This is a genomic window from Bacillus sp. JJ1764, from assembly GCF_036962145.1.
GTDB lineage: Bacteria > Bacillota > Bacilli > Bacillales > Cytobacillaceae > Neobacillus.
Window position 1 is genome coordinate 80998 of sequence record NZ_JBALNY010000021.1, and the last position, 13077, is coordinate 94074.

Consider the following 13077-nt stretch of genomic DNA (forward strand, 5'->3'; position numbering starts at 1 on the left):
TTTCAGGAGAGAGAAAAAACTAATGCACGATGGATTAAACCAAAAAGAGTCAAGGAAATATACACCACAAAAAACATCAAAAACGTAAATCGCCAGAACCCCTTAAGAACTTTATGAATGATAACTTCTTCCTTAACTTTCCAATGGATAATCACAAAAAACATTGCCGTCACGATTAATACTAATAGTATTAGCCAAAAAAATGATTTTCCCCATATCGTTTCCATTAAAAAGTAGACAGAAATGATGAAAAGAATCGTTGAGTAATCAATAGCTTTATGAAACGATTTTTTTGGGTTTTTATAAATATATTGAAAGATTACTAGAATTAACACAAACCCAAAGAAGGGCATGATAAAAAATATTGATAAGAGCGTTGAAAGGAAGGCGCTCACACCAACTCACTCCCATCAACTTGCTCTTTACCTTTGATCAGGTTAAATAACTGACTGATCAATGGTGCCTCTTTATGTTGAATTTTGGCCTCATTTATTAAATAACCTAATATGGCATCTACTTCAGTTGGTCTCCCTGCTTCCAAATCCTTCAGCATAGAAGAGCGATTATCGGCTGTTTTCCGGCAAACCTGAACCACTTGTTCAAAGTGCCAAGCAGAATCTTCCAGAAGCAAAATGGAAGCTATTTCAGAATAAACCTTTTGCACTTCATTAAAATAGTAGGGATTCTCAATCAATGCACCGTTCTTAACACTAAGCAGTGAAGTTAACGGGTTAATGACTGCATTCACGACTAGTTTTCCCAGCAACATGCTATAGAAGTTTTCGTGGAAAACAAACGGAAAATCATCAGGCATAGCCGTTATAAACTCTTTTAATTTTCCCTCATTCCCTTTAAAAACAGCTACCTTCGTAATTCCTGCCCCATTATGACTGACTGTAAAGTTGTTTTCTTTTGCTGCACCATGTTCAATGGACCCCACAAAAATATTTTCTGATTGAATGGATTCAAGCTGCTTTAGGTGTCCCATACCATTTTGCAAAAATAATAAGTTGTTAGCGGATGCAGACAAATTCGATATTTTATCGATTATTGGCTCCAGTTGATATTGTTTAACAGTAATTATTGTTACGTTTTCATCGCCCTCCCACTGCGAGATAGGGAGTGCCCTGACTGATGACTTTTTACATATTTCTCCCTTATAAAGGAGAATTCCATGTTTATTTATCTCCACTGCCTGTTCGGCTGTCCTCGTATAAATAGTTACTTCAACTGCTCTGTTTAGGTAGGAGGCAAATAATAATCCAATTGAGCCTGCTCCAATAATTCCAACCTTCATGATTGATCCCTTCTTTATTAAACTATATCTGTATTTTATCAGCTAACCCCCTCACTTGTAAGTAAGCAATGAAAAAAAGAGTGTCCCTTTGGGCACCCTTATGAATTGTTCTTTATAAAAGTCTGTTGATTTCCGCTCTAGGCATTCCTTTTTCCATGGGTGTTCCGGGAGATCTTCCTCGGAGATTAAGAGCCTGCGTGGTCTCCCTTGCCCCGTTCTCCTATAGGAGAGTCTTCGTGCCTTACGCTCTTGGATAATATCAGTATGGCTTTTACTTTTTATTATACAGGATAGACAGGATGTTTCCGTTCACTTAATGGTATTTCTTTTGTCTCATAGTAGGCAAAACGTTGCGTCAGTACGTTTCTTAATTCGGATGGTGCGACAATCTCATCCACAATCAATTCTGAAGCAAGTCGATATATATCAATATGTTCCTTATATTCCTTTTGCTTTTCTTGGACAAAGGCAATTTTTTCTTTAGGATCGGTGATCTCGTTAATTTTATTTGAATACACCGCATTTACCGCTGCTTCAGGGCCCATAACTGCAATCTGAGCAGTAGGTAAGGCAATACAGCAATCCGGTTCAAATGCTGGACCAGCCATGGCATAAAGACCCGCACCATAAGCCTTCCTGACAATAACGGAGATTTTCGGAACTGTTGCCGAACTCATTGCGGCAATTAACTTTGCACCGTGACGGATAATTCCGGCTCGCTCCACCTTTGTTCCGATCATGAAACCAGGTACATCAGCTAGGAACAATAATGGTATGTGGAAGGCATCGCATAGCTGAATAAATTTTGCCGCTTTATCACTGGAATCAACAAACAATACCCCGCCCTTTACTTTAGGCTGGTTGGCAATAATCCCGATTGCTCTTCCATTCAATCGTGCTAAACCGGTAATAACTTCCGGGGCAAATAATTTTTTTATTTCAAAAAAACTCCCTTCATCCATTAATCGGTCAATGCAATCATACATGTCAAAAGGGGCATTCTGGTTTTCTGGAATAATGGATTCCAATTCACGCCCTTGTTTTGGAGCAACTCCTGACAATTGAGCTGTCTTTTCTTTGTAATTAGCCGGAAAATAACTTAAATATAGTTTAGCGGATTCAATGGCTTCCTCCTCGCTAAAGGCTAAGAGATCGCCACAGCCACTTACAGTACAGTGCATCCGGGCTCCTCCCATTTCTTCAAGGGAAACCTTTTCACCAATGACCTTTTCTGCCATCCGAGGAGACCCTAAATACATGGAAGCATTTTTATCTACCATGATGACAAGATCACAAAACGCCGGTATGTAAGCACCTCCTGCCGCTGAAGGACCGAATAACAGACAAACCTGCGGAATTTTTCCAGAAAGCCTTACCTGATTATGAAATATTTTACCTGCCCCACGACGGTTCGGAAACATCTCTAATTGATCAGTAATTCTTGCTCCAGCTGAATCAACCAAATAAAGTAAAGGGACCATTAATTTTTCAGCAACCTCTTGAATGCGAATTATTTTTTCAACTGTTCTTGCACCCCAGGACCCCGCCTTTATGGTTGAATCATTAGCCATTGCACAAACGGTTTGGCCATTTATTTTCCCTATCGCTGTTACCACTCCATCTGCTGGCAAATCTCCCGCTAAAAAGTTAGCAAACTTTCCATCTTCTTCATATTTTCCTTCATCAAATAATAAAGCCAATCGATCTCTGACAAAAAGTTTTTTTTGTTCTTTAGCCTTTTCGTGGTATTTTGGATGGCCACCCGCCTCAATTTTGTTACGGTTAGCTTCGAGCTGCACATTCAATCTATCAGTTGTTACCATTAAAGTCCCTCCTTAAACTAGTACCAATAAAACATCGCCCTCATTGACGAAATCACCAATCTTCACTCTAACTTCCTTGACCATTCCTTCCCTTTCACTCTCAATTGGGATTTCCATTTTCATTGACTCCAGCATAATCACTTCTTGTCCAGGACTTACTGACTCCCCTGTTGAGACAAATACATTTAGCACTGTTCCTGCCATGGATGCTGTAATTTCTTTCATTTCTTTTCACTCCCTATTCCGTTTTAATAAAATGGCAATGTTAAAGAATACTGTTGATTTTCACTCCTGTTGATTGGAGCAGTAACCAACATACAAGTTAAAAAGAACCAATAAAATAAAAAGGTTGTAATATTGTTCTTTCTACATCATTATCAGAATTTCCTGCTAATTTCGAAAACGCTTTCAGTGTTTAGAAGAAGAAATATTTATTATTTTGTTATATAATGAAAGTGCTTCATTTTTGAATAATGCAAAAATTATTCAATTTATGATATTCAAGGACGTATGATTATATAAGTAAAAAAATTCATATTCCAGGAGGACAACAATGGGGACAAAGGTGGAGAAATTAAAAATAAATTTTAAGACTTTAGAGGAATTTAAAAAATTTAAAGAATATGGAATCCAGGAATTATCCATGTTGGAGGATTTAGAAGCCAATATGGTGGATAATGACAATGAATCACCGTTTTATGGAATCTATTTTGGCGATAAACTAGTTGCGCGTATGAGTCTGTATCAAATTGACGCCAAATTTGACCGGTATTTTTATCCACCTCAAAATTATTTAGAATTATGGAAGCTAGAAGTGCTACCAGACTATCAAGAGAAAGGTTTCGGAAAACAGCTTGTAGAATTCGCCAAGAATTTCGGACTACCTATTAAAGCGAACCCTAGAATGCAATCTCGTGTATTTTGGGAAAAGATGGGTTTTTCTAATGTTGACTATGAAATGGACAGAGACCGCGGCGAAAACCCATTAGTATGGTACCCAGAAGGCGTCGAGGCGCAACAACATTAAACTATTTAAAAAGCGGACTCTTCACGAGCCCGCTTTTCCTATTTTTCCACTCTTTCAAGATTACCATTTTTGTCCATTTGGAATTTTACCTTTTGCTGCCGGTCTTCCTCTTGAAGGACTACCATTTTACGGGCCTTTTCCATAATTTCTAATAATGAAAGGTAATCTTCCTCAATGGTTTTTAAACTAGTAGCAAGTCTTTCATTCTCAGAGGACAAGTAATATGTTTGCTTCTCCAATTCTTTTATTTTTTCATAAGCTTTTTCACGATCTTCCTCTAGGGTCAGATGGCTATTTACCTTGTTGTAGAGTTCTTCCAGATAGCGAATGACCAGCGGAAAGGTTATCGTATCCCCTTGCTCAAAGCTGGGCGGTGATGAGATTGTTTCTACATCATCTTCTAGCGGAATTGGATTGTTTCTGGAAGAAGGTTGCTGTTTTTTCAATTCCTTACGCTGTTTCTTTGCCAGTTCAATACCGCTTTTGTATTGCTTCCTTACATACGAATTCCAGCGAAAACCACAAGCTGCAGCAGTACGCGTTAGTTGCTTGCCAACTTCCTCAAAGGCCTGAAGTTGTGTCCCACCTTCGCGTATTTGTCTCAGTACAACTTCCGCAAGCAGTAAATCTTCATCTTGTGACCAAGCATCCTGTCGAGTCGGTGACATTAGAATTTCCCCTCCTAGCAGTGTTTTTATAAACATATGCATCTACTAGAAAAGATAGACTTAATCAGGTTTCTCGTTTTGAAATATTATTCAATGTTTTATTCATGAATTTATTTACATATTCATGGTGGACATCACTTTCCCAGAGTACGGAACAGGTCTTAACCTCTTCTTCCATTCTCCTTAAAAGATTTTGCGCTTCCCACTTGCGGATCCATATCTTTTTATAGGCTTGTAAGACTGTCACTTCTTTTAAAAGAATGTTTTCAAGAAAAACATCACTGGCCAAATTAGGATCACCTTCAAAAGTTTGATCAATATATCCTATTTTCTCAAGATCTTCAACCCGCTTAGGCTCAGCTTCCATCAAAAGTTTCATGGCCATGGGTTGAGGTAATTTTTCCGAAAGAATGGTGCCTCCGCCCCAACCAGTTGTAATAGCCTGCTTCCCTTGTACAAACCCTACTTTTACTCCTTTTTTAGCTAGTCGATAATCACATGCAATCGCTAGTTCGCAACCGCCGCCAATCGCCGGTCCATTTAACAATGCTATAGTTGGAATCGGCAATACTAGTAGAGAATAAAGAATCTTAGACATTTTTGAAAGCATTGCATATGCCTCTTCTTTTGTATGTAGGGAGTGAAAGACAGACAAATCACCACCTGAACAAAAAGCCCGATTCCCTTCTCCGGTAATAATGAGTGCTTTTGCCCCTGATTCTTCAGCCAATTTAATAGCTTGGGACAATCCCTCCATTACCTCATAATTGATGGCATTGCGTTTTTCTTCCCTGGCAATAGTAAATAGCAATACACCATTTTTCTGTTTTTCTATCAAATATGACATGATTCTCCGCCTTCCATGCACATTATTTGCTTCACTATGTAAATAAAATGACAAAAGCACAAGGAATTATTCCTTGTGCTTTTTATCTAAGTAGTTATTAATCGTTAACTACGTCTTTTCCTTTGTATGTTCCGCAAGCTTTACATACGCGGTGAGCTAATTTCATTTCACCACAATTTGGGCATTCTACCATACCAGGAACGCTTAATTTGAAATGTGTACGACGTTTTCTTTTAACAGTTTTAGAAGTTCTTCTAAAAGGTACAGCCATTCTTCCCACCTCCTTATAAGAAAAGCGTAAGGCATTGCCTCGCTGTTTTTACAATTTGCTTCTTTAATTTCCGATTATGATTCGGAAGAAGGATCATTTTTGTCAAAAAATTTAGCAAGTCCCGCCAATCTAGGGTCAATCTTCTTTGAATCCGATTCTTCTTGTAAGACTTCCCAATCCTTACCAGATTGAGGAGCAGCACCCTCAGAAAACACATCATCGCAAAAGACCTGCATTGGAACTTCAAGTAAAAGAATCTCCCTGATAATTGGGTTTAAGTCAATGACATCCCCTTTTACTTGATGAATTTCCTCTTCAGTTTGATATACAGAATTTTGCAATAGGAATGTTTCAGATGCTTCGACATTAATTGGGTACTTAACATCTACTAAAGTCCGTGAACAAGGAAGGATTAGATAACCTTCAATTTTTAAGTGAAAGGTAACTTTTGATGAATCAATATCCCCACGACCTGTAATATGCATCGGAGAGACTTCCCTGATTGTTGGATCGTCCTGCTTGATTTCATCAAACCGAAAAACATCATCAATCAAAAATTCCTTATTCCGATATTTCTGCAATTGACTTAATGTCCATTTCAAATGAATCACCCCAAGGCAACAAAGGTAATTATAGCCTTCGATAATATTTTTGTCAATATTTTTTCTTTACAGTAGTATTAAGTAGAATCATTAGTGATTTTCCATACTAGTGTATCCAATTAAGGCTTTTACAAACATCTTTTCCATCTTATCATATTATTAGATTAGTTTCCTTACAAATTTCCGATAATGTTAATAATTTTTTATGAAGGAGTAGATCTATGAAAGCAGTTGGTGTCATTGTTGAGTATAATCCGTTCCATAATGGTCATGCCTTTCACTTACAGGCATCTAAAGAAGCAGCCAATGCTGATGTCGTGATTGCCGTAATGAGCGGGAATTTTCTTCAGCGCGGAGAACCTGCACTTGTTTCCAAATGGGTCCGAACCCAAATGGCTTTAGTAAATGGAGTAGATATTGTTTTTGAATTGCCTTATCGTTTTGCTGTTCAAAAAGCCGAAATTTTTGCCACTGGTGCAGTATCGATTCTAGATGCTGCAGGTTGTGATTCTTTATGTTTTGGCAGTGAAAGCGGTGATTTGGGAGCCTTTAAGCAAACGTTAGAATTCTTAACATCCCGATCAGCCGAATATGATGAACAAATCAAAACTTTTATCCAAACCGGTGTCAGTTACCCTAAAGCATTATCTCTAGCTTTTCAACAGTTATCAGGCTCTGAACATGTTCTTGATTTATCCAAACCTAATAATATCCTTGGTTTTCAGTACATAAAAGCTATCAAACAACTAAGGAGTTCGATAGAGCCCTTAACCGTTTCAAGGAAAAGTGCGAACTACCATGATGAACATTTTGCTTCGGATACAATTGCCAGTGCAACCAGCATTCGCAAAGCCATTTTTTCTAATGACCATGAAAAAATGGGGATCGGGCAATATGTTCCAGACCGTACAAAAGATCTGTTAGAAGAATATTTAGAGCGTTATGGAACCTTTCATCACTGGGAACTCTATTGGCAATTGCTGCAATTTCGGCTGCTTCAAACTAATCCAAATGAGTTAAGAGATATTTATGAGATGGAAGAGGGGTTAGAAAACCGTCTAATCCAAGCAGCATTGGAAGCGCAAAATTTTCAGGAGTTCATGCAAAAAATAAAAACCAAAAGATATACATGGACGAGATTGCAAAGATTATGTGTCCATATTCTAACAAATACGAAAAAATCGGAAATGAACCATCTTGAAAATGCCAGTTATTTAAGGCTTTTAGGGATGAGTGATTTAGGTAAAGAATATTTAAATAAAACAAAGAAACATTTTAATCTTCCCCTTGTTTCGAGGATTCCATCCTATAAAGAAAATGACATTCAGCTTGATGTCAGAGCAGCAAGAATATACGGAATGTGTCTTAACGAACCACATAAGAAGATGATGATTCAACAAGAATACAAACAACCACCGATCGTTATTGAAAAAAGCAGCTAAGCCTTTCGGCCTAGCTGCTTTTCTTTTCCGGTAACTGTTTCAGGTATTTTACAGGTTCATCAAAGGTATCTACAGGAATGATTTTCATCTTTGTGTTAATATCCTTTGCTGTTTTAACAGCGGCCTTATAGTTGGAATTCTTTGCTCCCTTTTCATTTGGAGCGAAAAAGATTTCAGCCCCAGCTTTGTCCGCCGCCACAATTTTTTGTTCTATTCCACCTATAGGTCCCACATTACCCTCAGCATCAATGGTACCCGTACCAGCAATTTGGTAACCTTTCGTAAGATCGTCTTTTGTTAATTGATTATAGATTTCCAATGAAAACATTAAACCGGCAGATGGACCGCCAATATCAGCTGTATTCACCTTTACCTTTGGTTTGACCTCAATTTCTTTGTCATCAACTAAAGAAATTCCAATTCCTACTTTTTTAGGATCATCCTTAAATGCCTTTAATTGGAGAGGAACGGTTTTTTCCACCTTTTTTCTCATAAAGGTTAATGTAATGGTATCTCCAGCGTGCTTTTGGCTAACAAAGTCGATAAATTCCTTTGATGAAGGAAATGAATGTCCATCGACTTTAAAAATACGATCCCCTGGCTCTAATCTTCCTGCTGCAGGCATATCCTGAAGTACCTGCATGACATAGATTCCCTTATAATTGTATTTTACAGGTAGGCCCGCCTTACGATAGGCTACCTCAATGGCATTTTGTTTGGACCCAGCCATTAGATGTAGCTGCCGCAAATCATATTCTTCTTCTGTTTCTTTCTTATCCAATATCATGTCCACAGGGTAAATTTCTTCATATTTTTTGACCTTTGCTTCTAGATATGAAAAAATATTGGCTCTGCCCATGCGCACTGTCGTTAACATGAAATTGCCTTTATCTTTATACCCGTTTTCAACTTTAATAATAGGGGCCAGTTCCTTAGCCATACCTGGTTTTGAAACAAAATAAGGTAATGGATAATTCATTCCTCCAATTAGTACGATAATAAGTAAACTTAAAATACCTATAGATATTTTTTTGCGCAACACTAATTTCTTCCCTTCCAGCGGCTAATTTCTAAATGAATCTGCTCGAGATGTTTTTTTGCTTCTTCTTCGCCTGATTTAATAATTTCATCAATATTTGTAAAAGCACGTGAACTATAGCTTTCAACGGGTGGACGAATCATTACATTCGCTGCAATTTCACTGTTTAACACGATTTCATTTTGCATAATATCAATACTCTGCATGATAACATCGTAGATCGAGGTAATTTCTGCATTCCTTTTAACTCGCGATACGTCCACTGCAATCACGATGTCGGCTCCCATCTCCTTTGCTACACTCACTGGAACCCGATCTGTCACTCCACCATCGACCAGGATTCTTCCATTGGATTTTACCGGAACGAAAATACCCGGAATGGAAATGCTAGCCCTTACTGCATCAGCAATGGGGCCCTTTCTGAAGATGACTTTTTCCCCAGTAATTAAATCTGTTGCGACAATACCGATGGGGATCGATAAATCTTCTATATTTTTTCCATGGGTAAAGATTTGGATAAATTCCTTTACCTTTTTTCCCGCAATGAAGCCCATTTTGGGAATGGTAAAATCTAAAAAATACTTCCGCTTAAAGACAGTAGAGTATTTATATAGATTGTCAAAATCGATCCCGGCACCATAAAAACTTGCAACTAAAGCTCCCATACTGCTGCCGGCAATTAAATGAATGGGGATTCCAGATTCTTGTAATACTTTGATAACCCCTAGATGAGCAAACCCCCGTGCACCACCACTCCCCAGTGCCAAGCCAATTTTAGGTTGCTCCATACAATGTATCCTCCCATTATAATCTGATAAACACACAAAAAATGCATGATAAACTCATTCAATCTTATGGTCTAAATTTTCGTTCTATGAGTATATTTGATTTATATGAGGACAAGTAATTGGATGGTAAAAGACTCATTATTACCATTTTATCATTCAGGTTCCCGTCTAAACAATTCTGGCGTATTCACCTCTATTAAGGAGGAGACATGATCAAATGTTTCAATCAAAGCTCAAAACCATCTTTTTATCGGTAATGGTTACGGCCCTTGCATTATCTCTCATCTCTTTTCCCCAGGAATCATTAGAAGGATCCGTTCGCGGTCTTAATATGTGGTGGAAAATCGTGTTCCCTTCCCTCTTACCTTTTTTCATTGTTTCAGAAATGCTCATTGGCTTCGGTGTAGTTAAATTCATTGGCGTATTACTTGAACCCCTTATGAGACCGCTGTTCAAGGTTCCGGGTGTCGGTGGGTTTGTATGGGCTATGGGGTTGGCTTCAGGATTTCCGGCTGGAGCTAAGTTTACGGCACGATTAAGGGAAGATGGACAATTAACAAGAATTGAGGCAGAAAGACTCGTTTCCTTCACTAATTCATCTAATCCTCTATTTATTTTTGGTGCGGTTTCTGTTGGTTTTTTCCACAATGCTCAACTAGGAATCCTTTTGGCATTAGCCCATTATATGAGTAATATTTGTGTAGGGATCGTGATGCGGTTTTATGGAAGGGATCAATCTGTTAGATCCGATGAACGGCGTAAAAAGTTTCATTTTCGAGCAGCTTTGTCCGCTTTGCACCAAACCAGACTAAAGGACAACAGACCTATTGGGAAATTATTAGGTGATGCTGTCACTTCCTCCATCCAAACCCTATTGATGGTTGGTGGTTTTATCATTCTTTTTTCTGTCATCAATAAGCTACTTTACCACTTACATATTACTGATGCTTTAGGAAAGGTAATAGGAATTATTCTTTCTGCTATGTCATTCCCTGATATGTTAAGTGTTCCATTAATCTCGGGGATTTTTGAAATTACCTTGGGGAGCCAATTGACAAGCCTTGATCTTGATTCAACCTTATTACAAAAAGCGATCATCACGAGCTTCATTTTAGGATTTAGCGGATTAAGTGTCCAAGCTCAAGTGGCAAGTATTTTGGCACAAACCGATATCCGTTTTAAGCCTTTCTTTTTTGGCAGAATCCTTCAAGGATTTTTTGCTAGTGTGTTCACTCTGATCTTATGGAAGCCTGTATATCTCCGAATCCAAAACCATGAGCAGCCTACCAACGCTCTCCCTGTATTCGGTGATGGTGTATTATGGACGAATGATCTATTTAACAAAATAGTCGAAATCGGTCCGCAAATCACGATATTGACTCTTGCCTTTTATGTTATGATTCTTTTTTATCGATTTAACAAGCAGAATGTGAAAAAGAGCTAGGTAACCCCAAGCTCTTTTTCATTTATTCTCTTCCATATTTTTTGTGAAGTTCTGATTCTACGATTGGTGGAACCAGCCCAGAGATATTCCCGTTATATTTTGCCGCTTCTTTTACTATACTTGAGCTCAAGAAGGAATACTGATTGTTGGTCATCATAAAAAACGTCTCAAGCTGATCATTTAAATAACGGTTCATTGAGGTAATTTGCATTTCATACTCAAAGTCAGATACAGCTCTTAAACCTCTAAGAATCGCTGTTGCATTCACACTTTTAGCATAATCAACAAGTAGTCCGGAAAATTGATCCACTTCGACGTTGGGCATTTCTTTGGTTACCTCTTTTATTAAAGTAATCCGTTCCTCCACTGTAAACAGTGGATTTTTTGCTGAATTATTTAGTACAACAACATTCACTTTATCAAATACTTTTGCCCCTCGACGAATGATGTCTAGGTGACCATATGTAATAGGATCAAAACTTCCCGGACAAACAGCGATACTTGCCAAACTTACTCCTCCTTATTCTCCAACGACTTTTGATAAATCGTAATACTAATTATTCCATAATTCTCATGTTTAACTTGAGAAAATCCACCAACCTTTTGAGGTAATGATACGTCAAAACTATGTTCACAGACAACTAATCCATTCCATTTAAGCAAATCCTGCTGACTCATTTTCTCCATAAGCGAAACGAGCTGCTGTTTTTTATAAGGAGGATCTAAAAAAATCATATCAAATTGGATTTCACGTTTGATTAATGCTTTTAACGCTCTGTCAGCATCGTTTCGGTAAACTTCTGTTTTCTCTTCCATCCGACAGCTCTTTATATTTTCATGAATAACTTGAATGGCTTTGGGTTCGCGATCCACAAAAATCACTTTATCCAACCCTCTGCTAAGTCCTTCTAAACCTAAGCCCCCACTGCCTGCAAACAAATCCAGCCCAATTCCCCCATCAAAATAGGGACCTATCATATTAAATACTGCTTCTTTCACTTTATCTGTTGTTGGCCTGGTTGTATTTCCCGGTACCGCTTTTAGAGGTCTTCCCTTACAAATGCCTGAAACCACTCTCACGAATTAATCACCACATTTAGAAATATTTCATTATACATCCTACCATAATTATTGAAAACCAGACAAATCACATATCATTTTATTATTATTCAAAAAAATTATTTGAGGCGGAATTTTTTAAAATGACGTATAAGCTTGTTTGTTGTGGGGATAATGTTACTAACAACATCAATTCGAGGATGTTGTTGCCAACCGCGGAGAAGACTTACGTTTCCCCATAAGTTCTTCCTCCGGTTTCTCCTCTCCCTTTGCCTTCTATCCTGTTAAAGGATTTAGAAGGACCCTGCAGGTGACTGCAGGGTTTTTTTTTGAATATATTCTGTTTAATCAGGGTATAAGATCAACCCTATTCTTAAACATTAGCCTTTGAATAAAAAAACGAGGGTGAATCTCCCTCGTTTAGATGCCCATTTTATAGTCGTACTCTTTTGCTTTATCCGGTGCAGAATTCTCAAATTCCATTTTTAAGAATGGTTTATAGGAGGGTTCTACTCTTTTTACATACGAAAAGGATTTCAATTTTTCGATAATTTCTTCTACCTCGTCTTGATTACAATATAAAAATACATATTTTAATTTTTTGGAGACATAGTGTACATTCCCAAACCGTCTTAACATTTTCGCTTGTTTTAAGGAATATAGCCAAACAACTAATCCTTGTCTTTGAACAAACATCATTTTTTCCCCTTCGATTATACGTTCATTTTTAAATAAGTCTAGCATAGAAAAACCATCTATTTCAATTATAT

At 37.8% G+C, this 13077-nt stretch carries 16 protein-coding genes; 3 read left to right on the forward strand and 13 right to left on the reverse strand.

Translation table 11 applies throughout. The features are described from left to right. Positions 1-2: 2 nt before the first annotated feature. The 4 genes from V7083_RS03720 to V7083_RS03735 form a co-directional block, all read right to left on the reverse strand. The gene (locus tag V7083_RS03720) at positions 3-353 is read right to left on the reverse strand and encodes a DUF3397 domain-containing protein (RefSeq protein ID WP_335475530.1); all 351 of its coding nucleotides are present in this window, start codon (positions 351-353) and stop codon (positions 3-5) included. Between the two features lie 38 nt (positions 354-391). Beyond that, positions 392-1297, reverse strand: coding sequence for a 2-dehydropantoate 2-reductase (locus tag V7083_RS03725; RefSeq protein ID WP_335475498.1), 906 nt, complete (start codon positions 1295-1297; stop codon positions 392-394). A gap of 281 nt (positions 1298-1578) precedes the next feature. Then, positions 1579-3120 carry an acyl-CoA carboxylase subunit beta gene (locus V7083_RS03730; protein WP_335475501.1) on the reverse strand — a complete coding sequence of 514 codons (1542 nt, stop codon included), beginning with the start codon at positions 3118-3120 and terminating at the stop codon, positions 1579-1581. Positions 3121-3132: 12 nt separating this feature from the next. Further along, a complete protein-coding gene (locus V7083_RS03735; RefSeq protein WP_335475503.1) occupies positions 3133-3345 on the reverse strand; it encodes an acetyl-CoA carboxylase biotin carboxyl carrier protein subunit in 213 nt (70 codons plus the stop codon). Between the two features lie 328 nt (positions 3346-3673). Between V7083_RS03735 and V7083_RS03740 the strand changes: the two genes are divergently transcribed. After that, entirely contained in the window at positions 3674-4147 is a 474-nt protein-coding gene (locus tag V7083_RS03740) for an N-acetyltransferase (RefSeq protein ID WP_335475505.1), read from the forward strand. A gap of 38 nt (positions 4148-4185) precedes the next feature. Here V7083_RS03740 and V7083_RS03745 read toward each other — a convergent pair whose 3' ends face one another. From V7083_RS03745 to V7083_RS03760, 4 genes are all read right to left on the reverse strand, one after another. Continuing rightward, positions 4186-4815, reverse strand: coding sequence for an RsfA family transcriptional regulator (locus tag V7083_RS03745; protein ID WP_335475507.1), 630 nt, complete (start codon positions 4813-4815; stop codon positions 4186-4188). A 64-nt stretch (positions 4816-4879) separates the two neighbouring features. Continuing rightward, positions 4880-5662, reverse strand: a complete 783-nt coding sequence (locus tag V7083_RS03750) for an enoyl-CoA hydratase/isomerase family protein (protein WP_335475509.1) — start codon at positions 5660-5662, stop codon at positions 4880-4882. 97 nt (positions 5663-5759) lie between these two features. Next, complete coding sequence (gene rpmF / locus V7083_RS03755; RefSeq protein ID WP_066368365.1) at positions 5760-5933, reverse strand: 50S ribosomal protein L32; 174 nt, start codon at positions 5931-5933, stop codon at positions 5760-5762. 74 nt (positions 5934-6007) lie between these two features. Continuing rightward, complete coding sequence (locus tag V7083_RS03760; RefSeq protein WP_335475511.1) at positions 6008-6535, reverse strand: YceD family protein; 528 nt, start codon at positions 6533-6535, stop codon at positions 6008-6010. A gap of 221 nt (positions 6536-6756) precedes the next feature. On the opposite strand from V7083_RS03760, the gene V7083_RS03765 reads away from it, so the two are divergent. Further along, positions 6757-7977 carry a nucleotidyltransferase gene (locus V7083_RS03765; protein ID WP_335475514.1) on the forward strand — a complete coding sequence of 407 codons (1221 nt, stop codon included), beginning with the start codon at positions 6757-6759 and terminating at the stop codon, positions 7975-7977. 10 nt (positions 7978-7987) lie between these two features. Here the strand turns inward: V7083_RS03765 and V7083_RS03770 are convergent, their stop codons facing one another. Further along, on the reverse strand, positions 7988-8956 hold the full coding sequence (locus V7083_RS03770; protein WP_438823689.1) for a SepM family pheromone-processing serine protease: 969 nt from the start codon (positions 8954-8956) through the stop codon (positions 7988-7990). 62 nt (positions 8957-9018) lie between these two features. Continuing rightward, positions 9019-9804: a patatin-like phospholipase family protein gene (locus V7083_RS03775; RefSeq protein ID WP_435554173.1), complete on the reverse strand. Its 786-nt coding sequence runs from the start codon at positions 9802-9804 to the stop codon at positions 9019-9021. Between the two features lie 217 nt (positions 9805-10021). Between V7083_RS03775 and ylbJ the strand changes: the two genes are divergently transcribed. Then, positions 10022-11248, forward strand: a complete 1227-nt coding sequence (gene ylbJ / locus V7083_RS03780; protein WP_335475516.1) for a sporulation integral membrane protein YlbJ — start codon at positions 10022-10024, stop codon at positions 11246-11248. A 22-nt stretch (positions 11249-11270) separates the two neighbouring features. Here ylbJ and coaD read toward each other — a convergent pair whose 3' ends face one another. From coaD to V7083_RS03795, 3 genes are all read right to left on the reverse strand, one after another. Continuing rightward, on the reverse strand, positions 11271-11756 hold the full coding sequence (gene coaD / locus V7083_RS03785; protein ID WP_335475518.1) for a pantetheine-phosphate adenylyltransferase: 486 nt from the start codon (positions 11754-11756) through the stop codon (positions 11271-11273). A gap of 2 nt (positions 11757-11758) precedes the next feature. Continuing rightward, on the reverse strand, positions 11759-12328 hold the full coding sequence (gene rsmD, locus V7083_RS03790) for a 16S rRNA (guanine(966)-N(2))-methyltransferase RsmD (RefSeq protein WP_335475520.1): 570 nt from the start codon (positions 12326-12328) through the stop codon (positions 11759-11761). A 399-nt stretch (positions 12329-12727) separates the two neighbouring features. Continuing rightward, positions 12728-13003, reverse strand: coding sequence for a YlbG family protein (locus V7083_RS03795; protein WP_335475538.1), 276 nt, complete (start codon positions 13001-13003; stop codon positions 12728-12730). Between the last annotated feature and the right edge of the window lie 74 nt (positions 13004-13077).

Coding starts and splice junctions, on each gene's coding strand:
- rpmF (WP_066368365.1), bottom strand. CDS start 5,933: ATGGCTGTACCTTTTAGAAGAACTTCTAAAACTGTTAAAAGAAAACGT.
- V7083_RS03730 (WP_335475501.1), bottom strand. CDS start 3,120: ATGGTAACAACTGATAGATTGAATGTGCAGCTCGAAGCTAACCGTAAC.
- V7083_RS03765 (WP_335475514.1), top strand. CDS start 6,757: ATGAAAGCAGTTGGTGTCATTGTTGAGTATAATCCGTTCCATAATGGT.
- V7083_RS03770 (WP_438823689.1), bottom strand. CDS start 8,956: ATGAATTATCCATTACCTTATTTTGTTTCAAAACCAGGTATGGCTAAG.
- ylbJ (WP_335475516.1), top strand. CDS start 10,022: ATGTTTCAATCAAAGCTCAAAACCATCTTTTTATCGGTAATGGTTACG.
- V7083_RS03735 (WP_335475503.1), bottom strand. CDS start 3,345: ATGAAAGAAATTACAGCATCCATGGCAGGAACAGTGCTAAATGTATTT.
- V7083_RS03725 (WP_335475498.1), bottom strand. CDS start 1,297: ATGAAGGTTGGAATTATTGGAGCAGGCTCAATTGGATTATTATTTGCC.
- V7083_RS03775 (WP_435554173.1), bottom strand. CDS start 9,804: ATGGAGCAACCTAAAATTGGCTTGGCACTGGGGAGTGGTGGTGCACGG.
- V7083_RS03745 (WP_335475507.1), bottom strand. CDS start 4,815: ATGTCACCGACTCGACAGGATGCTTGGTCACAAGATGAAGATTTACTG.
- V7083_RS03740 (WP_335475505.1), top strand. CDS start 3,674: ATGGGGACAAAGGTGGAGAAATTAAAAATAAATTTTAAGACTTTAGAG.
- V7083_RS03750 (WP_335475509.1), bottom strand. CDS start 5,662: ATGTCATATTTGATAGAAAAACAGAAAAATGGTGTATTGCTATTTACT.
- V7083_RS03795 (WP_335475538.1), bottom strand. CDS start 13,003: ATGTTTGTTCAAAGACAAGGATTAGTTGTTTGGCTATATTCCTTAAAA.
- V7083_RS03720 (WP_335475530.1), bottom strand. CDS start 353: ATGCCCTTCTTTGGGTTTGTGTTAATTCTAGTAATCTTTCAATATATT.